At 69.3% G+C, this 25,535-nt stretch carries 26 protein-coding genes; 13 read left to right on the top strand and 13 right to left on the bottom strand.

Annotation, left to right across the window (positions count from 1 at the left end; genetic code table 11):
* Positions 1 to 54: 54 nt before the first annotated feature.
* The 4 genes from AB0P11_RS13895 to AB0P11_RS13880 all read right to left on the bottom strand — a co-directional run bounded on the left by AB0P11_RS13895 (position 55) and on the right by AB0P11_RS13880 (position 4,154).
* Positions 55 to 924, bottom strand: coding sequence for a dihydrodipicolinate synthase family protein (locus AB0P11_RS13895; RefSeq protein WP_053098052.1), 870 nt, complete (start codon positions 922 to 924; stop codon positions 55 to 57).
* A complete protein-coding gene (locus AB0P11_RS13890; protein ID WP_363522516.1) occupies positions 921 to 2,576 on the bottom strand; it encodes a tripartite tricarboxylate transporter permease in 1,656 nt (551 codons plus the stop codon). The genes AB0P11_RS13895 and AB0P11_RS13890 overlap by 4 nt, the downstream gene beginning before the upstream one ends.
* Positions 2,573 to 3,109 carry a tripartite tricarboxylate transporter TctB family protein gene (locus tag AB0P11_RS13885; RefSeq protein ID WP_056275260.1) on the bottom strand — a complete coding sequence of 179 codons (537 nt, stop codon included), beginning with the start codon at positions 3,107 to 3,109 and terminating at the stop codon, positions 2,573 to 2,575. The genes AB0P11_RS13890 and AB0P11_RS13885 overlap by 4 nt, the downstream gene beginning before the upstream one ends.
* Positions 3,110 to 3,185: 76 nt before the next feature.
* Entirely contained in the window at positions 3,186 to 4,154 is a 969-nt protein-coding gene (locus AB0P11_RS13880; RefSeq protein ID WP_053098055.1) for a tripartite tricarboxylate transporter substrate binding protein, read from the bottom strand.
* Between the two features lie 163 nt (positions 4,155 to 4,317).
* On the opposite strand from AB0P11_RS13880, the gene AB0P11_RS13875 reads away from it, so the two are divergent.
* Genes AB0P11_RS13875 through AB0P11_RS13860 form a run of 4 tightly spaced genes read left to right on the top strand, consistent with a single transcriptional unit; the run spans position 4,318 to position 8,176 of the window.
* Positions 4,318 to 5,478 carry a GAF domain-containing SpoIIE family protein phosphatase gene (locus tag AB0P11_RS13875; RefSeq protein WP_082586440.1) on the top strand — a complete coding sequence of 387 codons (1,161 nt, stop codon included), beginning with the start codon at positions 4,318 to 4,320 and terminating at the stop codon, positions 5,476 to 5,478.
* Positions 5,475 to 7,436 (top strand): glycosyltransferase family 2 protein, encoded by a 1,962-nt coding sequence (locus tag AB0P11_RS13870; protein ID WP_363522513.1) that lies wholly within the window; start codon positions 5,475 to 5,477, stop codon positions 7,434 to 7,436. The genes AB0P11_RS13875 and AB0P11_RS13870 overlap by 4 nt, the downstream gene beginning before the upstream one ends.
* Positions 7,420 to 7,752, top strand: coding sequence for an STAS domain-containing protein (locus AB0P11_RS13865; RefSeq protein ID WP_053098057.1), 333 nt, complete (start codon positions 7,420 to 7,422; stop codon positions 7,750 to 7,752). Before AB0P11_RS13870 ends, AB0P11_RS13865 begins: the two co-directional genes overlap by 17 nt.
* On the top strand, positions 7,742 to 8,176 hold the full coding sequence (locus tag AB0P11_RS13860; RefSeq protein WP_053098058.1) for an ATP-binding protein: 435 nt from the start codon (positions 7,742 to 7,744) through the stop codon (positions 8,174 to 8,176). The genes AB0P11_RS13865 and AB0P11_RS13860 overlap by 11 nt, the downstream gene beginning before the upstream one ends.
* Positions 8,177 to 8,227: 51 nt before the next feature.
* On the opposite strand, the gene AB0P11_RS13855 is transcribed toward AB0P11_RS13860, so the two are convergent.
* Positions 8,228 to 8,893, bottom strand: coding sequence for a GntR family transcriptional regulator (locus AB0P11_RS13855; protein WP_053098059.1), 666 nt, complete (start codon positions 8,891 to 8,893; stop codon positions 8,228 to 8,230).
* 73 nt (positions 8,894 to 8,966) lie between these two features.
* Positions 8,967 to 9,407, bottom strand: a complete 441-nt coding sequence (locus AB0P11_RS13850; protein ID WP_363522510.1) for a DoxX family protein — start codon at positions 9,405 to 9,407, stop codon at positions 8,967 to 8,969.
* A gap of 207 nt (positions 9,408 to 9,614) precedes the next feature.
* Here AB0P11_RS13850 and AB0P11_RS13845 point away from each other — a divergent pair, with 207 nt between their 5' ends.
* Positions 9,615 to 10,259, top strand: coding sequence for a Pr6Pr family membrane protein (locus AB0P11_RS13845; protein ID WP_230100937.1), 645 nt, complete (start codon positions 9,615 to 9,617; stop codon positions 10,257 to 10,259).
* A 63-nt stretch (positions 10,260 to 10,322) separates the two neighbouring features.
* Here the strand turns inward: AB0P11_RS13845 and AB0P11_RS13840 are convergent, their stop codons facing one another.
* The 5 genes from AB0P11_RS13840 to dnaK form a co-directional block, all read right to left on the bottom strand.
* Complete coding sequence (locus tag AB0P11_RS13840) at positions 10,323 to 11,744, bottom strand: FAD-dependent oxidoreductase (protein ID WP_363522508.1); 1,422 nt, start codon at positions 11,742 to 11,744, stop codon at positions 10,323 to 10,325.
* A 73-nt stretch (positions 11,745 to 11,817) separates the two neighbouring features.
* Positions 11,818 to 12,249 carry a MerR family transcriptional regulator gene (locus tag AB0P11_RS13835; protein ID WP_053098063.1) on the bottom strand — a complete coding sequence of 144 codons (432 nt, stop codon included), beginning with the start codon at positions 12,247 to 12,249 and terminating at the stop codon, positions 11,818 to 11,820.
* Between the two features lie 56 nt (positions 12,250 to 12,305).
* Positions 12,306 to 13,295: a DnaJ C-terminal domain-containing protein gene (locus AB0P11_RS13830; RefSeq protein ID WP_053098064.1), complete on the bottom strand. Its 990-nt coding sequence runs from the start codon at positions 13,293 to 13,295 to the stop codon at positions 12,306 to 12,308.
* Positions 13,296 to 13,302: 7 nt separating this feature from the next.
* Positions 13,303 to 13,944 (bottom strand): nucleotide exchange factor GrpE, encoded by a 642-nt coding sequence (locus tag AB0P11_RS13825; protein WP_053098065.1) that lies wholly within the window; start codon positions 13,942 to 13,944, stop codon positions 13,303 to 13,305.
* A 2-nt stretch (positions 13,945 to 13,946) separates the two neighbouring features.
* Positions 13,947 to 15,809, bottom strand: coding sequence for a molecular chaperone DnaK (gene dnaK, locus AB0P11_RS13820; RefSeq protein WP_053098066.1), 1,863 nt, complete (start codon positions 15,807 to 15,809; stop codon positions 13,947 to 13,949).
* A gap of 220 nt (positions 15,810 to 16,029) precedes the next feature.
* Here dnaK and AB0P11_RS13815 point away from each other — a divergent pair, with 220 nt between their 5' ends.
* From AB0P11_RS13815 to AB0P11_RS13800, 4 genes are read left to right on the top strand one after another with little or no spacing between them, the layout of a single operon-like run.
* Positions 16,030 to 16,755: a CbiX/SirB N-terminal domain-containing protein gene (locus AB0P11_RS13815; protein ID WP_056275282.1), complete on the top strand. Its 726-nt coding sequence runs from the start codon at positions 16,030 to 16,032 to the stop codon at positions 16,753 to 16,755.
* A complete protein-coding gene (gene cobA / locus AB0P11_RS13810; RefSeq protein WP_072592053.1) occupies positions 16,752 to 17,510 on the top strand; it encodes a uroporphyrinogen-III C-methyltransferase in 759 nt (252 codons plus the stop codon). Before AB0P11_RS13815 ends, cobA begins: the two co-directional genes overlap by 4 nt.
* A 34-nt stretch (positions 17,511 to 17,544) precedes the next feature.
* The gene (locus AB0P11_RS13805; protein ID WP_363522503.1) at positions 17,545 to 18,504 is read left to right on the top strand and encodes an NAD(P)/FAD-dependent oxidoreductase; all 960 of its coding nucleotides are present in this window, start codon (positions 17,545 to 17,547) and stop codon (positions 18,502 to 18,504) included.
* Between the two features lie 34 nt (positions 18,505 to 18,538).
* Positions 18,539 to 19,225, top strand: coding sequence for a hypothetical protein (locus AB0P11_RS13800; protein ID WP_056275289.1), 687 nt, complete (start codon positions 18,539 to 18,541; stop codon positions 19,223 to 19,225).
* A gap of 13 nt (positions 19,226 to 19,238) precedes the next feature.
* Here the strand turns inward: AB0P11_RS13800 and AB0P11_RS13795 are convergent, their stop codons facing one another.
* Positions 19,239 to 19,700, bottom strand: a complete 462-nt coding sequence (locus AB0P11_RS13795; protein WP_363522501.1) for a DUF3817 domain-containing protein — start codon at positions 19,698 to 19,700, stop codon at positions 19,239 to 19,241.
* Between the two features lie 71 nt (positions 19,701 to 19,771).
* Between AB0P11_RS13795 and AB0P11_RS13790 the strand changes: the two genes are divergently transcribed.
* Positions 19,772 to 20,689, top strand: coding sequence for an AraC family transcriptional regulator (locus AB0P11_RS13790; protein ID WP_363522499.1), 918 nt, complete (start codon positions 19,772 to 19,774; stop codon positions 20,687 to 20,689).
* A gap of 36 nt (positions 20,690 to 20,725) precedes the next feature.
* On the opposite strand, the gene AB0P11_RS13785 is transcribed toward AB0P11_RS13790, so the two are convergent.
* Positions 20,726 to 21,928 (bottom strand): MFS transporter, encoded by a 1,203-nt coding sequence (locus tag AB0P11_RS13785; RefSeq protein WP_072592056.1) that lies wholly within the window; start codon positions 21,926 to 21,928, stop codon positions 20,726 to 20,728.
* A gap of 257 nt (positions 21,929 to 22,185) precedes the next feature.
* Between AB0P11_RS13785 and AB0P11_RS13780 the strand changes: the two genes are divergently transcribed.
* From AB0P11_RS13780 to AB0P11_RS13770, 3 genes are all read left to right on the top strand, one after another.
* Positions 22,186 to 23,076 (top strand): RIO1 family regulatory kinase/ATPase, encoded by an 891-nt coding sequence (locus AB0P11_RS13780; RefSeq protein ID WP_363522496.1) that lies wholly within the window; start codon positions 22,186 to 22,188, stop codon positions 23,074 to 23,076.
* Between the two features lie 72 nt (positions 23,077 to 23,148).
* On the top strand, positions 23,149 to 24,561 hold the full coding sequence (locus tag AB0P11_RS13775; RefSeq protein ID WP_053098073.1) for an MFS transporter: 1,413 nt from the start codon (positions 23,149 to 23,151) through the stop codon (positions 24,559 to 24,561).
* 45 nt (positions 24,562 to 24,606) lie between these two features.
* The gene (locus AB0P11_RS13770; protein WP_363522494.1) at positions 24,607 to 25,527 is read left to right on the top strand and encodes a cation diffusion facilitator family transporter; all 921 of its coding nucleotides are present in this window, start codon (positions 24,607 to 24,609) and stop codon (positions 25,525 to 25,527) included.
* Positions 25,528 to 25,535: the final 8 nt, after the last annotated feature.

Here is a 25,535-nt window from a genome sequence, read left to right as displayed (position 1 = left end):
CTGCCCCGACCGGCTGTGAGCCGGCCCGCCCCACGCGGCGCGAGATGCGAGCGGCTAGCTGTGCGCCGCCACCACCTGCGCGACGGCGCGACGCTCGTCGTCCGTCGGCTCGGCGATCGCCATGCGGCAGTGGGTGTCGACCACATCGAGCACGCGGTAGGCCTCTTTCATCCGCGCCATGTCGCCGCCGATGAGCGACACGACATCGTCGACCGCGGCCTGCGCGACCGCGATGGCGTCGGCATCGCCGGAACGGCCGGCGTCGGCCAGGGCACGGAAGGGCTTCGGGGTGACCGAGGAGACGCCCGAGACGACACCCTGGGCACCCACCTGCACGGCCGCGATCAGGTCGCGGTCGGCGCCGGTGTAGAGGTCGAAGTCGGCGGGCACCGCGGCCCTGTAGGCGGCGATGTCGTCGAGCGACAGCTCGCTGATCTTCGCGCCCACGATGTTCGGCAGCGCGGCAAGCCGCGTCAGCAGCTCGACCGACACCGGATTCCCGCTGCGCGCGGGATAGATGTAGACGTAGAGACGACCATCGCCGATCGCGCTCGACAGGGCCTCGTAGTACTCGAAGATCGACTCGTCCGTGGCCTTGAGGTAGTAAGGGGTGAGGGCGGCGAATTCGGTCGCACCCAGTCCCTTCGCGATCTCGACGAGACGCAGCGCCTCGAAGGTGCTCGGCTGGCCGACGTGCACGACGACGCGCATGCGGTCCTTCAGCTCGGCCAGCGCGGCCTCGACGATCGCCGCGAACTCGGTCGCGTCGACGGCAGGGAACTCGCCCGTGGTGCCGAGGACGAAGGCGCCCTCGTTGCCCGATTCGGCGACGAAGCGGAAGATCGCTCGCGATCCCTCGAGGTCGAGTGCGCCGTCGCTGTGGAAGGCTGTGGGCACGGCGGTGAGGATGTCGTAGCGGGTCACTTCTCGTTCTCCTTGGAGTTCTTACGGGTCTTGCGCGGGCGCCTCGTGGCGGCCGGGACGCTGCGGACGGTCGACGTGAGCAGGTCGGGGTCGGCGGCGAGCTCGCCGTGCGCCTTCTCGATCTGCTCCCGGCTCTCGGCATCGAGGATCGAGTCCTCGAGTGAGCCGCGCTCGGCACGGGGTGTGCGGGCCGCGCGGATCGCCGGCATGACGATCGAGAGCACGGCGAGCGCGAGCAGCACGATCGCGATCGGACTGACGACCTCGAAGAACGGCCGCGTGGGCAGGATCGCCAGCGTGCGAGCCAGGTTCTCCTCGGCCAGGGGGCCGAGCAGCAGGCCGAGCACGATCGGCCCGGCCGGCACCTGCACCCGCTTGAGCAGCACTCCGATGACACCGAACACGAGCATCGTGACGACGGTCGACAGGCTGTTCGAGGTGGCGTATGTGCCGATGATGCAGAAGATCAGGATGCCGCTCCACAGGTAGGGCTGCGGCACATCGAGCAGCTTCACCATGCCCTTCATGCGCACGAGGCTCAGCCCGAGGGAGAGCAGGGTCGCGACGAGCATGATGCCCACGATCGAGACGACGAGGTCGGGGCGGTTGGTGAACAGCGTGGGTCCGGGGGTGATGCCCCAGATGATCATCGACCCGATCATCACCGCCATCACCGAGTCGCCGGGGATGCCGAGGGCCATCGTGGTCGTGAGGGAGCCGCCGAGCGTGGCGCTGGACGCGGTGTCGGATGCCGCGACGCCCTCGATCGAGCCCTTGCCGAACATCTCGGGGTGCTTCGATGCCTTGCGGGCTCGTTCCCATCCGATCAGACCGGCGATGTCGCCACCGGCTGCCGGGATGAGCCCGACCCCGAGACCGACGGCGCCGCCGACCGCGGTGGCTCGACCGCTCTGCTTCAGCTCGGCGCGATTCGGCCACCAGCGGCCGAGGCTCGAGATCGGGCGCACGTGCGACTTGCGATACGTGAGCAGCTGGTCGAAGAGCTCGGCGATGCCGAAGAGTCCGATGATCACGGCGATGAAGTTGACGCCCTCGACCAGCTCGAGCACTCCGAAGGTGAATCGCTGGTCCGCCGTGGCGGCATACGTTCCGACGGTGCCGAGCATGAGGCCGAAGAGACCCGCGAGGATGCCCTTGAGCATCGACTTCGACGAGATCCCGATCATGATCGCGATGCCGAAGACGACGAGCGCGAACAGCTCGGGCGACTTGAAGTAGTCGCGGGCGAAGCTGGCGATCGGCACGGCGGCGACGGCGAAGAGCACGAGGGAGGCGAGGATGCCGACGGCCGAGACGATCGCCGAGATCGTCAGCGCGAGACCGGCTCGCCCCTGCTTCGCCATCGGATAGCCGTCGAGAGTCGTCGCGATCGACGCGGGAGTGCCGGGGGTGTTGATGAGGATCGACGGCACGCGGTCGCCGAAGTTCGCGGCGACGTAGATCGTCAGCAGCACCGCGAGGCCCTGCACGGGCTCCAGCGTGAGCGTGAATCCTGCGGCGAGAGCGACCGCCATGGTCGCGGTGATGCCGGGGAAGGCGCCGACCATGAAGCCGAGCAGCAGCCCGACGAGCATGTACAGCAGGATCGAGATGTCGAGGAGCGAGTTCAGCCCCTCCATGAGCGCGTTCACAGCGGGATCCTCAGGAGCATGCCGAACACCACGTAGACGAACGCGGTGACGGAGACGGAGTAGATGATCAGGCTCAACCACCGGCGGTGCCCGTAGAGGAGCATGAGAGCGGCCATCAGCACGGCGGCGGCGATCGGGAAGACCTCGATGCGGTAGCCGAAGAGGATGACGGATCCGAGCGACCACACCGCGATGAAGGCCCCGGCGATCAGCAGGGTGGCGATGACGCGGACCACGCCGCCCGGCTGGATGCGGTCGAGGTCTTCGCGGCCGGGAGCGGGACGGGTGATCGCCAGAGCCAGGATCACGAGCGAGACGACGACCGCCGTGACCGCGAGGACCATGGGCCAGAAGCGCGCGTCGATCTGTCCGGGCAGTGCCTCTCGGCGCAGCGGGATCTGCGTGGCCAGGAAGAGATAGCCGGCGCTGAACGCCAGGGCGACGGCGCCGAAGACGATCTCGAGCGGTCGCGAGGGCGGTGCCCCCTGGTGCGCGTCCTGCTCGATCGCAGGAGTGACATCGGCGTGGGACATGGTGCTCCTTCCCTGGTCTGACGTGCGGCGACGGACTGCGGGGCCGGCGTGCGGCCGACCCCGCAGTCGGAGCCGGTCAGCCCAGGAGGTCCTTGAACAGGTCGAACTGCTCGTTCACGAACGTCGTCCACTCGGCCGAGTCGCGGTAGACCACGAGGTTGCCGGCATCCTTCTGGAACTGCTGGTAGGTGTCGGACTCGACGGCCTCCTTGACGGCGGCCTCGAGCTCGCTCTTCACGTCATCCGGCAGGCCCTTCGGGGCGTAGATGCCGCCCCAGCCGCCGAAGACCACGTCTTCGCCGATTGCCTCGTCGGCTGTCGGCACGTCCTCGGCGTCGGGGTGACGCTCGTCGTTGAGGACTGCGAGGATGCGCACGGCCTCGCCCTGCGCGAGAGCCTCGCCCAGGCCGGACACGGCGGCGACGGTCTCACCGGAGGCGGCGGCGGCGACGGCCGTCGCTCCACCGTCGTAGGGAACCGGCGTGAACGCGGCGCCGGTCGCGTCGCCGAGGCCGATCGTCGCGGCCTCCCAGATGGAACCCGCGCCGGAGTTGGCGACGGTCACGGCGCCGGCCTCGGCCTGGGCGACCAGGTCTTCCAGAGTCTCGATGCCGCTGTTCGCGCCGACCGTGACGACACCGGGGGCGAGCATGATCTGGCCCAGCAGGTCGAAGTCCTCGGGCAGCACGTTCGCGCTCTGCGTGGTGTTGAGCATCGCGATCTCGACCGGGGCGAACCCGATGACGTAGCCGTCCGGATCCTGCGATCCGACGTATTCCATCGCGAGAGCTCCTGCCGCACCCGGCATGTTCTCGGGGATCACGCTGACGCCGAGGATGCCCTCGAGCTCGGTCGCGAGGGCACGCGACGACAGGTCGGATCCACCGCCCGGGTTCGCCTGGATGATCAGACGGATGTCATTCTCGGGAAAGGCGGATTCCGCGTCTTCACCCTCTTCGACCTTCGTGCAGGCCGACAGGACGAGAGCGGTGGCGGCGACGGCCGCGAGAGCGGCGGCGGCCCGGGTGATGCGCTTGCGGGGCATCTTTGCTCCTCTACGTGGGTCGACCTTGTTGTCGACCCCCTGACCGTATCAGTGTTGACTGTTAACAGTCAACACTGATACCGGTATACAACTCTCCGCCACCGCCTGTCATCCGCGCCCCGGCAGGTGCGAGTATGAGAGCAGCTACGAGGGGAGCGGAGCAATGTTCGATGAACGCAGACGCCAGCAGGCACTGGAGGAACTCGGGATCCTGGACACACCACGGGATGAACGAGTGGATCGGGTCGCCAGGCTGGCTCAGCAGATGTTCGGTATGCCGATGGTGAGCGTCTCGCTCCTGGACGGCGACCGCCAGTGGCGCAAGTCGGAGATCGGACTCGGCGGGCGAGAGGCGCCCCGACAGGATTCGTTCTGCGACTACACGGTCGGCCAGGACCGCACGGTGGTGATCGAGGATGCCAGCGCGACCGAGAACTTCGCGGCGAATCCGTTCGTGGTCGGTGATCCGCACCTCCGGTTCTACGCCGGGCACCCGCTGCACGCACCCGGCGGCGAACCGGTGGGAACGCTGTGCGTCCTCGACACCGAGCCGCACACCTTCTCGGAGGCGCAGCGCGACCTGCTGCGCGACCTCGCCTTCTGGGTGCAGACCGAGCTCGCGGCCGACGCCGAGCTCGATCAGGCCACTCTGATCCAGAGCGCGCTGCGACCGCACTCGCTCCCCACCATCGCCGGCTACACGATCGCGGGCGGGGGCGCCTCGCGTGGCCGCCTGGCGGGTGACTTCTACGACCTCCGCCTCCACGGCGGCGCGCTGCGCATCACCCTCGCCGACGCGATGGGCAAGGGCACGGGTCCCGCCATCGTCGCCGCGGGCGTGCGCGCCTCACTGCGCACCGCTCCCGAGCGCAGCATCGCCGAGGCCGTCGCCGACGCCGACCGGCTGCTCGAGGAGGACCTCTCCGATACGACGATGTTCGTGACGGCGGTCCACGCCGAGCTGCAGCCCGAGACCGGCGATCTCGAGGTGATCGACGCCGGGCACAGCCTCGCGTTCATCCTCCGAGCCGACGGCTCGTGGGAGCACCTTCGCTCGACCGGCCTCCCCCTGGGGATGGGCGCCGCCCTTCCGGACCAGGATGCTCGGGAGTCCCGGAGCACGCGCCTCGAACCCGGAGACGCCTTCGTGTGCTGCAGCGACGGCCTGCTCGACGTGCTCGACGCCGATGACCCGTTCGCCCACGTGGCCCGCGTGCTCGACGCGCTCGGTCCCGATGGGGCGATCAACGAGGCGCTGCAGCTCATCTCGGACGATCGAGCGACCGACGACATCACCGTGGTCGTGGTGCGGCGCGACGCATGACCGCCCGCTTCGCCGCGATCCGCATCATCGCGGTGCTGTCGGTGCTGCTCGGTGTGAACTACGTCGCGTGGCGCTGGCTCGAATCGGTGAACTGGTCGGCGTGGTGGATCGCCGTGCCCCTGGTGATCGCAGAGACCTACAGCCTGATCGACACCTTCCTCTTCTGTCTCACGATGTGGCGGGCCAAAGAGCGGCCGGCTCCCGTGTCGCCGCCTCAGGGCACGGTCGACGTGTTCATCGCGACGTACAACGAGCCGATCGAGCTCGTGATGACGACCGCCCGAGCAGCGCGCGGGATCGCCTATCCGCACACCACCTGGATCCTCGACGACGGTGCCCGACCCGAGCTCGAGCGGGCCGCCCGCGACGCCGACATCGGCTACCTCACCCGCTCCGACGACTGGATGGGCAAGCCCCGTCACGCGAAGGCGGGCAACCTCAACAGCGCGCTCTTCGAGACCGACGGAGAGTTCCTCCTCATCCTCGACGCGGATCAGATCCCCGATCCGCTGATCCTGCACCGCACGCTCGGGTACTTCGCCGACGACCCGGAGGTCGCCGTGGTGCAGACCCCGCAGTGGTTCGTCAACGTCGACGAGGCCGATCCGCTCGGCAGCCAGGCGCCGCTGTTCTACGGCCCGATCCAGCAGGGCAAGGACGGCTGGAACGCGGCGTTCTTCTGCGGATCGAACGCCGTGCTCCGTCGCGACGCCCTGATGCAGCTCGGCATCATCGGCTACGTGCGCGAGGTGACGGACACCGCGGCTCGCGCGCTACGCACCTCCGAGACCCTGGTCGAGAAGGAGATGCGCTCGGCATCCGATCCCGAACTCCGTCGCGAGCTTTTCGCACTGCACGTGACGATCGGCCAGAGCCGTCGTGATCTCGCCGGCGGGGCGCCCGTGCGCGAGGTCGCCGACGCGGTGCTGGCTGCGGTGCACAACGCCTCGGTGATCCTGGTCGCCAAGGATCTCGCCGGCATCAGATCCGACCTCGCGGAGCTGGGCTCCCTGCCGATCGCCCACGATGCGCAACTCGACGCGATCGTCGTCGACGAGGCGGGCCTGACGGCGCTCGCCCAGTCGGATCTGTCGCCGATCACTGCTCTCGACGCCGTACGAGCGCTGCTCGACGCTCTCCGCCTCGACCGCGGCGACGAGGCGCAGCCGATCCTTCCGCTCGCCACGATCTCGGTCACGGAGGACATGGCCACCGCGATGCAGCTGCACTCGCTCGGCTGGCGCAGCGTCTACCACCACGAGATCCTGGCGAAGGGCCTCGCGCCCGAGGATCTGCGGACGATGCTGACGCAGCGCCTGCGCTGGGCACAGGGCACGCTGCAGGTGATGCTGCGCGACAACCCGCTCGCGAAGCGCGGACTGTCGATCGGGCAGCGGCTGATGTACTTCGCCACGATGTGGAGCTATCTCTCGGGGTTCGCCGCCGTGATCTATCTCACGGCGCCGGTCGTCTACCTGGTGTTCGGCGTGCTTCCCGTGACCGCCTGGTCGGTCGACTTCTTCGTGCGGTTCCTGCCCTACTTCCTCGTCAACCAGCTGCTGTTCCTCGTGGTCGCCAAGGGGCTGAGAACCTGGCGCGGGCAGCAGTATTCGCTCGCGCTGTTCCCGGTCTGGATCCGCGCATGCTGGACGGCGTTCGCGAACGTGGTCTTCGGCCGCCCCCTGTCGTTCGCCGTGACGCGCAAGGACGGACGGGATCCGCGAGGAGTGCCGTGGCGCGAGATCTGGCCGCAGCTGACCGCGATGGTCGTGCTCAGCGTGGCGCTCGTGATCGGCATCACCCGCGTCGTCATCGGAACGGGCGACGGCACCGGCACCCTGGTCAACACGGTGTGGGTGCTGTACGACCTCGTCGTGCTCAGCGCCATCATCCAAGCCGCCCGCTACCGCGGACCGGCCCGAACCCTCGAGGAGGAGAACCATGGATCTCAGCACTGACATCAGGGACGGCTTCGCCGTGATCTCCCTGTCCGGACGCCTCACGGCGACGGGAGCACCGCTGCTCCGCAAGGCGGTGAACGACCTCGTGGCCGGAGGCGAGTCGAGGATCGTGATCGACATGGCCGACCTGCAGTTCGTCGATTCGTCGGGGCTGGGAGCCCTCGTCGGCGGTCTGAAGAGCGCCAGGGTCGCCGGCGGCGATCTGCGCATCGCGGCAGTGCCCGAGGCGGTGCGGACGGTGCTGCACCTGACGAATCTCGACCGCGTGCTGCTCGACCACCCGACACCCGAGACGGCGTTCGATGGGCGTTGAGGAGCGCCGGGCGCACGTCGCGGGCCTCGCCGGCCCCGCCTTCGTCGAGCACGTCCTCGACGCCCTGGACGCCCTCTGGGAGTCCGCCCCGCATGTGGCGCCCGAGGACCGCACGCTGTTCGCACTGGCGGTCAGCGAGGTGTCGACGAACATCGCCACGCACGCTGACGCGCAGGGCGAGCCGGATGTCGGCATCACCGTCGAGGTCGACATCGAGGTCGGCGCCGACGACCTCGTCGCGACCTTCGTCGACACGGCCGATCCGGCCAGGATCGACTGGGATGCGGTCACGATGCCCGGCGTCGACAGCGAGAGCGGACGCGGCCTCGCCCTGTCGAGCGCTGTGCTCGACGATTTCGAGCACAGCGGCGATGCGACCGGCAACACCTGGGTGCTGCGTCGTCGCCTGACGCCTCCCGCCTGATCCGGACGGAGATCTGTCGGAGACCGTCAGAGATCCGACGCGCAGGCGCCGTCAGGCGGGTCGGTCGGCGAGCTCGCTGAGCATCCGGTCGCGTGCGCCGTCGAGGTGGGCCGTGAGCACCGCCGCAGCCTCGTCGGGGCTGCCGGAGCGCATCACCTCCATGAGCTTCATGTGGTCGTCGGACGACTCGTGGAGGTCGTCGTCGTGGTTGATGGTCACCTCGAGGAGCGACGCGAAGGTCGGCAGGTACTGACTCCACGCGCCCTGCAGACGCGGATGGTCGGCGAGGACGTAGATCTCGGAGTGGAACTCGAGGTCGGCGGCGACGAAGGCGGCGTGATCGCCCCTGTCTGCGGCCTGACTCATGCGATCGACCGCAGCCGCCATCGATGCCCAGCGCTCGTCGTCCTCCACCCTCATGGCGCGCGACAGCGCGAGCTGCTCGAGGGCGCCGCGCAGACTGTAGAGCTGATCCACGTCGTCCTGCGAGAGCCCGGTGATGTACACGCCCCGAGGGCGCTGCACTTCGACGAGCTTCTCGAAGCTGAGCTGGGTGAGGGCGTCGCGGATCGGCCCCCTGCTCACCGAGAACTCCTCGGCGAGGGCCTCCTCGGTGATGCGCGCGCCGGGCGAGAGCTCGCCGCGCACGATGCGCTGACGCAGGACCTGCGCCACCTGCGCGCCGAGGGACTCTCCGCGCTTGACGGTCTGTGTCACGGTGACCTCCTGTTAACTGTTGACAGGATACACACCGACGGGGGAACGCCCCGTGGGGCGCTCCCCCGCACGCTCAGCTGAGCCAGGCGGGAACCCGACCGCGCAGGAGGGCGCCGTCGAGCGAGAAGCGGCCCGCACCGGTGAACGCGAGCGCAAGGGCCGCGACGCCGAGAACCGCGACGAACTCGTAGCCGCCCTCGCCGACCCAGAGGCCCGCCGGAAGGTGCACCGCGAACAGGGCCACGATCATGTCGATCGCGAGCAGGATGCCGACGGGGCGCGTGAAGAGTCCCAGCGCCAGCAGGATGCCGCCGATCAGCTCGATGAAGGCGACGACCGGAGCCGCGATCTCGGGCAGAGGGATGCCCATGCCCGCGAAGCTGCCGATGGTTCCGGGGAGGGTGTACTCGAAGATCTTCTGCGCTCCGTGAGCGGCGAAGACGGCGCCGACCACGACGCGGAGGACGAGCAGTCCCAGCGAGGCGGCGGCAGAGGGGCGGGTGGTGTTCGTCATGAGGAGGTGTTCCTTCGTGGCAGGACACCGCGCGCCAGGCGCGGAGCAGGGGCGATCCCTGCATCCACGCTATGAAGACGACTTTTCCGTCTCCTGTACGAGTCGCGGGGCAGACTGCCGCCGCGTTCTCTTCCGTAGACTCGCCGGATGGCATGATGCGCGATATACGGGAACATCGGGCACAGCCGGAAAGGGGCAGAGGCGAAGGTGAGGGCACGATCGGTGTTCGGCGTGCTGCGCCTGACGACAGCAGCCGTCTGCACCGTCGCCCTCGTGCACCGCCTCTTCTGGGGTCTGAGCTCGCGGACGATCGCCGGCGAGAACTTCTTCGCCTATCTCACCGTGCAGTCCAACTGCGCCCTCGTGGTCGTGCTGCTGATCGGCACGGTGCTCGCCTTCATCCGGGCGACGGACCCCCGCTGGTTCACCGTGGCTCTGGCCCTCGTGCTCACCTGGACCATCACGGCAGGGCTCGCCTTCGCGCTCATCGTCTGGCAGGCGGGTCTGCGCGGCATCCGCGTCGACGTGCCCTGGTCGGACCAGGTGCTGCACTTCTACCTGCCGGCCTGCACCGCCCTCGCCTGGGTGCTCACCCCCGGGCACCGCGGGGTGCCGTGGTGGGTGGTGCCGACGGCACTCACCTTCCCGCTCGCCTGGGGCGGCGTCACCATGTGGCGCGGACCGTCGGTGGGCTGGTACCCGTATTACTTCCTCGACCCGCGGCAGGTGTCCGGCCCGCCCGAGTTCCTGATCACCAGCGCAGTGGCCCTGGCGATCTTCGCTCTCGTCGCGACGGTGATCGTGCTCGTCAGCAGGATGCGACGGCGCGGCCACGAGCGGCCGGAGGTCTGAGCGCGCTCGTGCCGGCAGGATCAGGCTCGCGTGATCAGGCAGGGGGCGAGCAGGCTCGTGCGATCAGGCAGGGGCGCTGAGGAAGGGCGCGAGCGAGGCGATCGCGGCCTCGACCGCCTTCTGGTCGTTCAGCTCGGCGAATGTGCCCGCCGCTTCTCCGCCGACGATGCCCACCACGACGTTCTCGCCGGTGGCCGGTGCGAGGTTGATCCACGTGCGGATCAGCGCATCGCCGCCGACCACATGCCAGAGCGTGGCGGCGGAGGCACCCGCTGCATCGGCGCCGTCCTCGGGCTCGGGCTCGGGCTCGGGCTCGGGCTCGGCCACGATCAACGGATCCTCGAAGCGCAGCCACACCGTCTCGATGCGCCCCATGCCGAGTTCGGCGATCGCTCCGCGGTGACCGAAGGGCAATGCGGGAGAGAACTGCAGGCCCTCGCTCTTCAGCACACCGAGCGGCACCGTGATCAGCACGCGGTCGAACGACAGCGATTCGCCCGAGGCGATGCCGAGGCTGACTCCCGCTTCGTCGTAGGCGACGCGACTGACCGGCGACGAGAGGCTCAGCTTCGCACCCTCGAGCAGCCCCTCGATCGCCGGGGTGAGGTCGCCGAGTGGCGCCAGCATCTCGTCGACCGGCAGTCGCGGGGGGAACCACGTCGAGACATCGGACGCATCGGCGCCGGCACTGGCGGCCACCGAGGCGAGCAGTGCTGCCAGCCCCGGCTCCTCGAGGTCGGCACCCGCCGCCGCGAGCGCGTCGTCGAGAGACGCGTCGGTCAGGCCCTGCTGGGTAGTCGCTATGGCGGCCTGCACCGGCTCGATCGGCACCGGCTCGACGTCGCCGTCGGTCGACCGCCACAGCGAGCCGGTGACCGGAACCGTGCGGATGTCGAGGGCGTTGAGAGCGTCGAGCAGGACGTCGTCGGAGGACCCGAGCAGCCAGCCGCCCAGCTGAGCGGGGAACGGCCAGGCCTTGTCGTCGACCACGGACTGGACGCGTCCGCCGACGCGGTCGCGGGCCTCGAACACCGTGACCTGCAGCCCCTCGGCGACGAGGCGAGCTGCGGCGGCCGCACCCGCGAGTCCTGCACCGACGATCGCCACACGCTCACCGCTGTCGGCCGCGCGGAGGAGCTGATCGGCGGCCCGGTCTCCAGATCGGAGCGCAGCCGCGATCGTGCCCGGCGCGTCGACATCCGTCGCCTCGCCGGAGATGAACAGGCGGTCGTCGATCGGCTCGGCCAGCGCCTCGCGGGCACTGGCCTGCGTGCCGACGGGAGTGAAGCTCGCGGCGCCCAGCGCGAACGGGTCGGTCGTCCAGGAGCTGCGGGCGAACGCCGCGGGCGTGATCGACCCGGCGGTCGGCTTCGGAGTCGGCGAGCGATCGGGCGTGGGAGACGGCGCCGGCTCGGGCGTGCAGGAGGCCAGCAGGACTCCCAGGACACCGGCTCCGGCGCCGATCAGCAGTGTGCGACGCGTCATCCTCATCGTGTCGCAACGATACCGCGCGCGGGTGGACGACGCGTGCCGGCTGCACCCTGCGAGCCGCGAGCTGTCAGCCCCGGCCGCTGCCCGGATGCCAGAGCACGACCTCGGCCGATCGACGCATGCGGCGACCACTGGGCATCGGGATGACACCGGCGGATCCTGCTGCGAAGACGCGCATGCCCGGGCGGTTCTCACGCTCGGCGCGCAGAGCGGCGTCGAGTTCGGCGACGCGGCGGCGCAGCATCCGGTTCTCGTCTTCGAGGTCGAGAAGGCGTGCGATCGCAGGAAGGCTGACGCCTTCCGACGACAGCTGAGCGACTTCGCGGAGCTGCTCGATGTTGCGGGTCGAATATCGGCGTGAGCCGCCGGACGTCCGGCCGGGCACGACGAGCCCGATGCGGTCGTACTGTCGCAGGGTCTGCGGGTGCAGCCCCGAGAGCTGGGCGGCGACGGCGATCGCGAACACCGGGGTGTCGGCATCCATGTGCTGGTCAGCCATGTTCCCTCACCTCTTCCTCGGTGTTCGCGTTCGTCATCATCAGGTGTTGCGGTTCTCTAGCGGCGGGCCTTGGCCATCAGGTCTGCCCGCGGATTCTCCGAGGGCTCGAGCGCCTGGAACTTCTCCAGCGCCTCCCGAGCGGCTTCATCGAGGTGCGACGGCACCGCGATCTGCAGCTCGGCGAGCAGGTCGCCGGTGCCCTTCGAGGTCGTGACCCCACGCCCCTTGACGCGCAGAACGCGTCCGGACGGCGTACCGGGCGCGACACGGAGCTTGACCGTGTCGCCGCTCAGAGTGGGAACCTCGATGGTCGCGCCGAGGGCGGCCTCCGTAAAGGTCACCGGCACGATGACGCGCAGGTTCAGCCCCTCACGGGTGAAGACGGGATGCGGTCGCACAGCGATCTGGACCACCACGTCGCCGCTCTCGCCACCGTCGGGCGAGGGACGCCCGCGGCCGCGCAGCCTGATCTTCTGACCGTCGGCGACGCCCGCGGGGATCTTGACCTTGAACGGCTTGCCGTCTTCGCCCTGCAGGGTGATCGTCTCGCCCTGCACGGCCGTCACGAAGTCGAGCGTGGTGCGCGCCGTGACGTCGGCCCCCTTCTGGGGTCCGCCGAAACCGCGGTATCCGCCGGAGGTCTGCCCGAACCGACCGGAGCCGAACGAGCCGCCCTGACCCTGGTTGAACATCGCGAAGATGTCCTCGAAGTCGGCGGACTGCTGCTGCCCGCGCCCCTGCTGCCCGAACCGGCTGAAGACGTCTTCGAAGCCGCCCGCGCCCGCGCCGCTCGCCGTGAAGCGTGCGCCCGAGCCCATCGCGCGGATCTCGTCGTACTCCTTGCGCTGTTCGGCGTCAGAGAGCACGGAGTACGCCTCGCTGACCTCTTTGAACTTCGCCTCCGCCTTCTCATCACCCTGATTGGAATCGGGGTGATACTTGCGAGCGAGCTTGCGGTACGTCTTCTTGAGATCAGCGTCGCTGACGTCCTTCGTGACCCCGAGGGTCTTGTAGAAGTCCTTGTCGAACCAGTCCTGGCTAGCCATCGATCACCTACTCTGCGGGTACGGCGACGACGACCTTCGCGGGACGCAGCTCGACGTCACCGAGGCGGTAACCCACCTCGACGACCTCGAGCACCGTGGTCTTGTCGGCGCCCGGGGTGGGCTGCTGGAAGATCGCCTCGTGACGCTGCGGGTCGAATTCCTCGCCCTTCTCGCCGTACGAGACGACACCGAGACGCTCGACGACCGCGCGCACCTTGCCGGCGATGACGGCGAAGGGAGTCCCCTCGACCAGGTCACCGTGCTGCGCGGCGCGGTCGAGATCGTCGAGCACGGGGATGAGGCCCTTGGCGGCCTCGCCCTTCGCTCGCTCGATCTCGACCTGGCGCTGCTCTTCGGTGCGGCGGCGGTAGTTGGCGTATTCGGCCTGGAGGCGCTTGAGGTCGTTCAGCAGCGTCGACTCCAGGTCGGCGAGCACAGCATCCTCTGCTGCGGCCTCGCCGGTCTGGGTGGCGCCGAGGATGTCATCGACCGTCAGATCGTCGGGGGCGCCGTCGACCGGCGTCTCGTCGGATCCTTCTGCGGCCGCGGCCTCGCGCGAGTCGGGATTCTGCGGCGCGGGGCCGGATGCCTGAGCATCCGACCCCTCGCTGCGAACCTCGTCGTCACCTTCGAAGTTCTTGTCCGTCATGATTACTTCTTCTCGTCCTCGTCGTCGACGACCTCGGCGTCGATGACGTCCTCGTCGGAGGAGGTGTCATCGGCCGGAGCCTCGCCCGCGGCGTCGGCGCTCGGAGCGCCCTCTGCCTGGGACTGTGCGTAGATGGCCTCGCCGATCTTGCCCTGCGACTGGTTCAGCTTGTCGAACGCGGTCTTCACGGCCTCGTCGTCGTCGCCGGCCAGAGCCGTCTTCAGAGCGTCGACGTCGGCCTTGACCTCGGTCTTGACATCTTCGGGCAGCTTCTCGTCGTTCTCGGTGATCAGCTTGTCGATCGAGTACGCGAGCGTCTCGGCCTGGTTGCGGACCTCGGCGGCCTCGCGGCGTGCCTTGTCTTCAGCCGCGTGCTCCTCGGCCTCGCGCACCATGCGCTCGATGTCCTCCTTCGACAGCGACGAGCCGCCGGAGATGACGATCGACTTCTCCGTGCCCGTGCCCTTGTCCTTGGCGGACACGTGCACGATGCCGTTGGCGTCGATGTCGAACGTCACCTCGATCTGCGGGATGCCGCGGGGAGCCGGGGCGATCCCGGTGAGCTCGAACGTTCCCAGCGGCTTGTTGTCGCGGGTGAAGTCGCGCTCGCCCTGGAAGACCTGGATCGCGACGGACGGCTGGTTGTCGTCTGCCGTGGTGAAGGTCTCGCTGCGCTTGGTCGGGATGGCCGTGTTGCGCTCGATGAGCTTGGTCATCATGCCGCCCTTGGTCTCGATTCCGAGGCTGAGGGGCGTGACGTCGATGAGCAGCACGTCCTTGCGCTCACCCTTGAGGACACCGGCCTGGAGGGCTGCGCCCACGGCGACGACCTCATCGGGGTTGACGCCCTTGTTGGCCTCCTTGCCGGTCTCGCGCTTGACGAGCTCGGCGACGGCGGGCATACGGGTCGATCCACCCACGAGCACGATGTGATCGATGTCGGCGACCTTGATGCCGGCTTCGCGGATGACATCCTCGAACGGCTTCTTGGTGCGGTCGAGGAGGTCCTTGGTGAGGTCCTCGAACTTCGCGCGGGTGATGGTCTCGGAGAGCGAGACGGGACCCGACTCGGTCAGCGACAGGTAGGGCAGGTTGATGCTGGTGCTGGTCGAGGAGGAGAGCTCCTTCTTGGCCTGCTCAGCCGCCTCCTTGAGACGCTGCAGCGCGATCTTGTCGCCCGAGACGTCGACGCCCGTGGTCTCCTTGAACTGCTTGATCAGGTGGTCGACGAGACGCTGGTCCCAGTCGTCACCGCCGAGGCGGTTGTCACCCGCGGTGGAGCGCACCTGGATCGTCGAGAAGTCGTCGTCCTTGCCCACCTCGAGGAGCGAGACGTCGAAGGTTCCGCCACCCAGGTCGAAGACCAGGATGAGCTCGTCTTCCTTGCCCTTGTCGAGGCCGTAGGCGAGGGCTGCGGCGGTCGGCTCGTTGATGATGCGCAGGACGTTGAGGCCCGCGATCTCACCGGCCTCCTTGGTGGCCTGACGCTCGGCGTCGTTGAAGTACGCGGGGACGGTGATGACGGCATCCGTCACCGTGTCGCCCAGGTAGGACTCGGCGTCGCGCTTGAGCTTCTGGAGGATGCGCGCGGAGATCTCCTGCGGCGTCCACTTCTTGCCGTCGACGTCGAACGTCCAGTCGGTGCCGACGTGACGCTTGACGGATGCGATGGTGCGATCGACGTTCGTGACGGCCTGGCGCTTCGCGGTCTCGCCGACGAGCACCTCGCCGTCCTTCGTGAATGCGACGACCGAGGGGGTGGTGCGGAAGCCCTCGGCGTTGGCGATGACCTTGGGCTCGCCACCTTCGAGGACACTGACGACGGAGTTCGTCGTACCGAGGTCGATTCCAACAGCACGTGCCATGTGATTCTCCTTTGTTGCTGAGGTTGATGTGGGTCTGGAAATCCGGGGCGATCAGGGAAACCTGAGTCGCGATGACTCAACTGTACTCCGACCTCCCGAGGCTGTCAAATGAAGTTGATACGACCCGGCTCAACTTTGCGACCAGGCGCGCACATTCGCGCCCGAGGCGCCGCGAGATCCTCGAAACACCGTCGTCACACGGCTCGCCTACAGTCTCACCATGAGCCGCCCCATCCTGCTCGCCGTCTCGCACGGCACCTCGGATGCCGAGGGTGCCCGGGCGATCGCCGACCTGGTCGATGCGGTCGCCGCCGCGCTTCCCGACGTCGAGGTGCGCAGCGCCTTCGTCGACGTGCAGCAGCCCGATGCCGCCGACCTCCTTCCGACGATCGAGGGGCCGGTCGTGATCGTGCCGCTGCTGCTGTCGCGCGGCTTCCACGTGCACCACGACCTGCACGGGATGGCGGCGAAGAAGCCGGACGCCGTCGTCAGCGACGCGATGGGACCCGACCCCCGGCTCGCCGAGGTGCTCGCGGATCGACTCGCGGCAGCAGGTGCGGCCTCCGCCACGTCCGCCGACGCGGCACGGCTCGAGCCGGTGATCCTCGCGGTGGCGGGCTCTCGCGACCCCGCGTCGGTGACGGATGCCGAGGCCATGGCCTCCCTGCTCTCGCTGCGACTCGGCGCGAAGGTCGAGCTCGCCTATCTCGCGGCCCGGCAGCCCGACCTGCCCTCATCGATCGCCGCGCACCCCGACGCGGTCGTCTCGACCTATCTGCTCGCGCAGGGCTTCTTCTTCGACCTCACGATCAGGCAGACCGCAGGACGCTCCGTCACCGCGCCCCTGCTCGACGGCGTGACGGTGCCGCAGCCGCTGATCGACCTCGTCATCGCCCGATACGACGAGGCGGCGGCTCGACTGCCCGCCACTGCCGCACGGGCATGACCCCGGACACGCCCTCCCGGGTCGGCACGGTCACGCTGGTCGGTGCCGGACCCGGCGACGCGGGCCTGCTGACTCTGCGCGGTCTGCGTGCGCTGCAGCAGGCCGATGTGATCGTGGCCGACCGTCTCGGAGCCCGGGCCGTGCTCGCGCAGCTCGCCGAGGACGGAGTCCTGCTGGATGCCGAGGTGGTCGACGTCGGCAAGCTCCCCGGTCACCACCCGGTGCCGCAGGACGGCATCAACGCACTGCTCGTCTCGCTGGCCAGGGACGGGCGCCGCGTGGTGCGGCTCAAGGGCGGCGATCCGTTCGTCTTCGGCCGCGGTCGCGAGGAGCAGCTGTTCTGCGAGGCGGCCGGCATTCCCGTCGAGGTGGTCGCCGGCGTGACGAGCGCGGTCGCGGTGCCCGGCCTCGCCGGCATCCCGCTGACGCAGCGCGGAATCGCCGAGACGTTCACCGTCGCGAGCGCACATGATCAGATCGTCGCCCTCGGTGGCGGACGCGACCACACCGTCGTGCTGCTGATGGGCGTGAACACGCTCGGCCATTCCGCGCACGTGCTCGCGGCCGGCGAGCGCGGCGGGGACTGCCCCGTGGCGATCATCGAGGACGGGTTCGGCGCACGTCAGCGCGTCACCGTCGGCACGCTCGCGACGATCGCGCATCTCGCCGCCGAGCGGCAGGTGCGCTCCCCCGCGGTCGTGGTCGTCGGCGACGTCGTCATGCTCGGCCCGCACGCCGAGGCCCCCGCGAGTTAGGCGACCCTCAGCTCCGAGGTGGCAGACTGAAGACGTGCGAATTGCTGAGGCGGACACCTACGACGTGCTCGTGATCGGCGGTGGCCCCGCCGGCCTCTCCGCCGCCCTGAATCTCGGCCGTTCGCTCATGCGGGTGCTCGTGGTCGACGCCGATCGCCCGCGCAACGCCGCCACGCTGAACTCCCACGGCTTCCTCACCCGTGACGGAGTCGCCCCGCACGAGCTGCGTCGCATGGCCCGCGAAGAGCTCTCCGCCTACCCGAACATCGAGGTGCGGACACGCGTCAGGGTGCTCGAACTCCGCAGGACGGATGCAGATGCGGATGCCGATGCGGCCGGCGGGTTCGCGGCATCCGTGGGGCGCAAGGATCCCACCGACGTGGTGACCGCCCGGACCGTGCTGCTCGCGACGGGCCTGCGCGAGACCCTCCCCGACGTCCCCAACCTCCGCGGGTTCTACGGCATCAGCCTGTTCAGCTGCGCCGCCTGCGACGCGTGGGAGCTGCGCGGCCGACGACTCGCTCTCATCGGCGAGACCCCCGACATCGCCGAGCGAGCCCGCCTCATCGCGCGCTGGACCGAGGATCTCACGATCTTCACCCTCGGAGCCGACACCGTCAGCCCCGCCGAAGAGGCCGAGCTCGCCGCCTCCGGAGTGGCCGTGCAGCGGCATCCCATCGCCGAGCTCGTCGGCGACCGCGGCCGCATCGAGGCGATCAGACTGACCGACGGCACCGTCGTCGCGGTCGAGGGCGGCTTCGTGCGCCCCGAGTGGGAGACCGATCTGTCGTTCCTCCGCGGCTTCGCACCTGCCATCGACCACGACGGGCACCTCGTCACCGACCGGTCGGGGCGCACCGACGTCCCGGGGCTCTACGCCGCCGGCGATGCGGCGATCCCCGGCCCTCAGCAGCTGATCGTCGCCGCGGGGGCGGGCGCGAGGGTCGCGTCCGTGATCGTGCATGACGCGGTCGGGATCGCGACAGCGCACTGACTCGGTGCCCGCAGCGAGGGCTAGGCTGACCGGCATGACGCGCATCTCGCAGGTCTCGCCGCTCGTCCGCCTCGCCGCCGCCTCGGTGGTCGCGCTGGCCGTGCTGCCGCTCAGCGGGTGCCTGTATGCGCAGATCCCGGTGAACGTCCCCGACGGCGACGGACCCGATCCCTCCCCGACCGCGATCCCGTCCGAGCAGCCCTCCGACGAGCCCTCCGGCGATCTGCCGTCGTCGATGACCTTCGCAGACGGCGCAGACATCCCGGCGAGCGCCTACATCCAGTGGGGAGACGGCTTCGTCGTCGACGACGGCTGGAAGATCGTCAAGCCGGACGACGGCAACGGAGGCTGGACCTACGGCACGGTCGACGACACGTGCACCGCGCAGTTCTGGCAGGGGCTCATCCCCGACGTGCCGACCGTGGCCGGCGATGACAGCGTGAGCTCCGATGCGATGCTCGCCGTCATCCTGGGCGAGGCGGATGCCGCCGCGATCACCCCGCTGTCGACCACCGGAGGCTTCAGCTACCAGGTCGGCGGCAATGCCGAGGTCGAGAACCGGCAGGTCCTCGGGCAGGAGGCCGACCGTCAGTGGGCGATGGCGGCGCGCGCCTTCACCGCGACCGGGGTCGGACTCTACGTCATCGTCGACTGCACCGGTGGCGACATCGACGCGACGATGGCCGAGGTGATCGACAAGAACGCCGTCGTCATCTCGTGAGCCGGGCCTCGGCTCACTTGCCGCCGGGCGGGCCGACCAGCAGCAGGATCACGTACAGCGCGACGATGCCGACGGCGAGCAGGATCGCGAGCACCCACGGGCGACGCAGGAACCAGCGCATGAGGCGGTCGTACCAGCGCGCGTCGCGCGGGTCGTCGGCCTGCTCCAGGCGCCAGTCGCCGGCCAGCCGCCCGGTGCGGTGCAGCCAGATCTCCATCGGGATGGTCGCGTAGGGCACGATCGCACTCGCCACGGCGAGGATCGCGACGCCGAGGTGCCAGCGCTGGTTGAGCGCGACGAGCACGGCCGTCGCCGCATAGGCGAGGAACACGAACCCGTGGATGCCACCGCCCACCGTCACGACGATGCCCGGCGCACCGGCGGCACGGGCGATGATCGCCGAGATCAGAAGGGTCCAGGTGATCGCCTCCGCGATCGCGAGAACTCGGAACAGGCGGTCGGGTGTGCGGAACACGGGACTCCTCGGGTGGGGGGTTCCTTCAGCGTATCCGGAATAGCTATGAGGGCCCGGGCGTTGCCGAAGGCATGGTGACCGTCGACTCCGCAGCCCTCGGGCAGGTGCTCGACGCCGTCGACCTCCGCGTCGGTGTCGCCCGTCGCGTCGCACTCGCCACCGGCGGCATCCTGCCGATCCCCTCAGGTGCCGCCACCCTCGTGTACATCGCATCGGGTTCGGTGCACGGGCACCCCCCGCTGACCACCGGATGCCGCCTCGACGTCGACGACGCGGCCCAGCTCGTCGCGGTGGACGATCGCCCGCTGAGCGCGAACCTGGTCGCCGGAGACGCGTTCCTGACGCTCGGCCGCGCCGCGATCGCCCTCGAAGCCGACGGGACGGCCGACCTGGTGGTCGTCGACCTGGAGTTCTCGGACAGCGCCTCGATGATCGCCGCGCTTCTTCCCGATCCGATCACCGTCATGTCGTTCGCCGCGCTCGAGCCGGCGGCGGCCGCGCTCGCCGGCAGCATGGGCCCCTCCGACCCCGCCGCCTGCCCCTCGCGTCAGGGCGATCCCGTGATCTGCCGGATGATGGCTCAGACCGTTCTGCTCTCGGTCATCCGTGCCTGGGCGGCGAACGGCTGCGCGCCCGCCGGCTGGCCCTCGGTGTCGAACGATCCGTTCCTCGACCGGGTGGTCGAGGCGATCCACGAGCAGCCCGGACGCGACTGGACGGTCGAGCGCCTCGCGAACGTCGGCGCGATGTCTCGGTCGGTGTTCGCCGAGCGGTTCCGCAGCGCGATCGGACGCTCACCCGCCGACTACGTCACCGAGGTGCGCGTCGACGCGGCGAAGCGGATGCTGAGCGAGGGCCGGTCGATCAGCGAGATCTCTCGCGAGTTGGGCTACGCCTCGGATGAGGGTTTCAGCCGTGCGTTCCGCCGCCGCACGGGGATGCCCCCCTCCGCCTGGCGGGCATCGCAGCTCACCGCCGTTCCGGCCTGAGCCCGGCGACCGCCCTGCCGGGCACGGCGAGACGGCTCAGAGCCGCGCCGCCGCGGTGCTCATCCGGTTCGACGCACCGAACAGCACGGCGCCGAGCAGCAGAGCCGCCGCGCCCACGACGTAGACGACCTCGACGCTCAGCGTGTCGACGAGCAGGCCGCCGACACCGGCGGCGATCGTGATGGCCCCCTGGAACCCGACGACCACGAGGCTGCCCCCGGCCTCGAGGCGATCGGGGGTGCGGTGGCCGACCCAGGTGTTGATCACGAGCAGCCAGGACGAGAAGAAGAACCCCCAGACGAGCACGACGATCGCGATGCCGAGGACCGATCCCGACAGGAAGATCATCGACAGCACCGAGGCCGCGATCACGAGCGGCGCGAAGACGGCGAAGAAGGCGAACGTGCGGTCGATGAAGAACCCGAGACCGAGGTTGCCGGCGAGACCGCCGACGCCGAAGAGCGCGAGCAGCAGGATGATCGTCGAGCCGTCGACCTCGGGGATGCGCTCGAGAGCCAGTCGCACGTACGTGTAGGCAAGGAAGTGCCCGAGCACCACGAGCACGTGTCCGACCATGCCGAGCGCGATGCCGGGGCGGCGAACCGTGTCGACCAGGAGTCGGATGCTGGACGCCTGCTCAGCCGGCACCGAGGGCAGCACGAATCTCAGCGCGACGGCCAGCAGCACCATGAGCACACCGGCGATCGCGAACACCGTCTGCCAGTCGACGATCTCGCTGAGCATCACGCCCAGCGGCACTCCGGCGACGGTCGCGAGCGAGACGCCCGCGGACGTGAACATGACCCCCCTGCCGAGGTGCTCCGGGCCGGCGAGGCGCACGGCGACCGTGATCGACATCGCCCAGAACGCGCTGATCGCGGCCCCGAGCAGGAATCGGGCGAGGAGGACGATGATCAGGTTGGGCGCGACGGCGACGATGAGGTTCGACACCGCTGCGGCGAGCGCCATCCAGACGAGCAGCGATCGACGGTCGAGGCGGGGGAAGATGAGTCCCACCGTCGGTGCGACGATCAGGCCGACGAGAGCGGTGACCGTGACGGTCTGTCCCGCCTGACCGGGGGTCACGCCGAGCGCATCGGCCATCTCGGTGAGCACGCCGTTCGGCAGGAACTCCGCCGTGACGAGCAGGAAGCCCATCAGCATGAGCACGATGAGCCCGCCGTAGCGGATGCTCTCGGTGCGGGCGGTCGTCACGGGCACGGGCGCGGTCGTCGTCATGGCTCCACACTCGCAGCGCTGCGGCCCCTCCGCCCGACGCGGCGTCCACGGCATCCGACCATTCGTCCGGATCGGGTCTGGACACCGGTCGGCTCCGCACCCTAGGCTTGACGACGCACCGGGGTTCTCCCGGAAGGCCAGAGCGAGAGGAGTGGATGACATGACCACCGTCTCTGTCGTGCCCTTCGCCGACATCCTTCCTCTCGAGGCCTCCCGCTCCTGATCCGCGCGTGGCCTCCCTCTTCAGGAGCCACACCGTGTCTGATCTGTTCGCTTCTTCCGAAGCATCCTCTTCCCGTCTCTCCGGTGCGTCGACCTTCGACGCCTCCCCCTTCGAATCCGTCCCGACGTTCGCCGATGTCGAGCCCGGCGACGGCCAGCGCTGGACCACCTGGCCGGCGATCACCCCCTCTGAACGTGGGCCGCTGCCGTGGCCGGCCTGGGTGGTGACGAGCGCGGGCGCGCTCGACACCGAACTCGGCATCCTGAAGACCGGCAAGGAGGCCGACGTGTTCCTGCTCGAACGGGCGGTGCCGGATGACCCCGCCCAGCGCACATTGCTCGCCGCCAAGCGCTACCGCGACACCGATCACAGCAGCTTCCACCGCTCGGGCGTCTACACCGAGGGCCGCAGCACCAGGAACACCCGCGACACCAGGGCGCTCGCGAAGAAGAGCGATCACGGCCGGGCGGTCGCCGCCCTGCAGTGGTCGTTCGCGGAGTTCGATGCGCTGTGCCGCATGTGGGAGCTCGGCGCGCCGGTCCCCTACCCCGTGCAGGTCAACGGCACCGAGCTGCTGATGGAGTTCATCGGCGACGCGAGCGGGGTCGCGGCACCTCGCCTGGCGGCGGTGCGCAGCGACCGGGGCGAGCTGGCCGGTCTGTACGACCAGATCGTCGACCTGATGCGGATCTTCGCTGCGGCGGGCTTCGCCCACGGCGACCTCTCGGCGTACAACCTGCTCGTGCACGACGGCCGGGTGCGGGTGATCGACCTGCCGCAGATCGTGGACATCATCGCGAACCCGCGAGGCCTGGATCTCCTGCACCGCGACTGCGTCAACATCTGCGACTGGTTCACCCGCCGCCGTGTCGAACGCGACCCCGAAGAGCTGTTCGCCGAGCTGCTCGCCGCGTCCTACGCGTGAGGGCGGCGCGCCTCGCACCGGCACCCGGCGCGCCGTCACCGTCCGTTCACCCCGCGCCGCCAGACTTCGAGCATGAGCGATTCCCCGCAGAGCGGCGCGGTGCCCGAGCCCGCTGCGACGGCCAACAGCGGCGCGGTCGGCGTGATCGGCCTCGACCTGCGCGGCGAGACACCGGCCCCGAAGAAGCAGGTCTACTCGTGGGCGCTGTGGGATTGGGCGACGCAGCCTTTCAACACCGTCATCCTGACCTTCATCTTCACGGCCCTGTACCTCACGACCGAGGCTTTCCTGCCGGCGTCGATCGCGGGCCTCGACGCCAAGGATCCGATCCGCGAAGCCGCTGAGGCCGATCTCGCCTCGGGGCTCGGCCTCGGGTCGACGATCGCCGGCATCGCGATCCTCCTGATCGCGCCGGTGCTCGGTCAGCGAGCGGATGCCGCGGGGCGCCAGAAGCTCTGGCTCGGGATCGGCACCGGCGCGCTCGTCGCCTGCATGTTCGGCCTGTGGTTCGTCGAGCCGACGCCCGCGCTGTTCTGGCTGGGCGTCGCACTGATCTCGGCCGGCTCCGTGTTCGGCGAGATCGCTGCCGTGAACTCGAACGCGATGCTCGTCGGCATCGCGAACCCCAAGACCGTGGGCCGCATCTCGGGGCTCGGATGGGGGTTCGGCTACATCGGCGGGATCATCGCTCTCGTCCTGGTCGTCATCTTCTATATGCTCGACTGGTTCGGCCTGCCGGAGGACGGCGGGCTGCCCTTCCGCATCATCGCCGTCGGCTGCGCGATCTGGGCGATCGTCTTCTCGATCCCGATCTTCCTCAACGTGCCGGAGCCGTCGCTCGGGCGCCCCGAGCGCAAGGTCGGCTTCTTCGCCTCCTACGGACTTCTCGTGAAGGACGTCGTCGGCCTCTACCGCAACCCCGAGACCCGTCAGACGTTCTGGTTCCTGCTGTCGAGCGCGGTGTTCCGCGACGGACTCGGCGGCGTCTTCGCCTTCGGAGCCGTCATCGCCAGCCAGGTGTTCGACTTCGCCTTCCTCGATCTCGTGATCTTCGGCATCGCCGCGAACCTCATCGCGGGCGTCTCGACGATCATCGCCGGCCGCTACGACGACCGCTTCGGGCCGAAGCGCATCATCCTCATCTCGCTCGCCTCGATGGTGATCGCGGGGCTCGCCGTCTTCTTCCTCGTGGATGCGGGCACGGTCGTGTTCTGGATCGGCGGCCTGTTGCTCTGCGCATTCGTCGGTCCCGCGCAGGCGGCATCCCGGTCGTTCCTCGCCCGCATCACCCCGGCCGGGCGCGAGGGCGAGATCTTCGGCCTCTACGCCACGACCGGGCGGGCGGCGAGCTGGATGGCATCCGGTGCGTGGACGCTGCTGATCGTGCTCTCGGGGTCGACGTCGTACGGCATCCTGGGCATCGTGCTGGTGCTGATCGCCGGGTTCCTCCTGCTGCTGCCGGTGAAGGCGACACAGCGGGCCTGATCCGATGGCCCGCGGACGTCGCAGCCCCGGGAGTAGCCTGACCGCGTGACGGTCATCATCGCTTTCCTCGCCAACATCCTCGTCGCGATCGCCAAGACGGTCGCGGCCGTGATCACCTCTTCCGCGTCGATGGTCGCCGAAGCCGCGCACTCGTGGGCGGATGCCGGCAACGAGGTCTTCCTCCTGATCGCCGACCGTCGCGGTGCGCGGGCGAAGGATGCCCGGCATCCGCTGGGCTACGGGCGCGCGGCGTTCGTCTGGTCGTTGATCGCGGCGTTCGGCATCTTCACCGCCGGCTCGATCGTGTCGATCATGCATGGTGTCCAAGAGCTGTCCGAGACCGGCCCGGTCGAGAGCCCGACCGTCGCGTACACCGTGCTCGGCATCGCATTCGTGCTCGAGGGCGCGTCGTTCACGCAGGCGATGGTGAAGTCTCGGCGGTTGGCACGCGAGCGCGGATCGTCGACGTGGGACTACGTGCTCGACACCAGCGACACGACGCTGCGGGCGGTGTTCTTCGAGGACCTGGCGGCTCTGATCGGCCTCGTGATCGCGGCCGGCGCGATCGCGATGCACCAGGTCACCGGCGTCGCCGCATGGGATGCGATCGGGTCGATCCTCGTCGGCATCCTGCTGGGTGTCGTGGCGGTCATCCTCATCAGGCGCAACATCGCGTTTCTGGTGGGCTCCAACGCGTCGCCCGCGCTGCGTGATCGAGTCGGGCGGGCGCTGCTCTCGTCTCCGCAGATCCAGCGGCTCACGTATCTGCACATCGAGTACGTGGGCCCGAACCGCCTGTTCATCGTCGCCGAGGTCGACCTGACCGGTGACGCGCGCGAGCACGATGTGGCTCGAAGCCTGCGCGCGATCGAGCAGCAGATCGAGGCGCACGACGTCGTCGAGACGGTGGTGCTGTCTCTATCGGTCGACGACGAGGAGTCTCTCGAGTTCGGGGCAGCTGTCTGAGTTCATCC

The organism is Microbacterium sp. NPDC079176 (assembly GCF_040686675.1).
In the GTDB taxonomy this organism is placed as follows: Bacteria; Actinomycetota; Actinomycetes; order Actinomycetales; family Microbacteriaceae; genus Microbacterium.
This window is presented reverse-complemented; position numbering and strand designations above follow the sequence as displayed.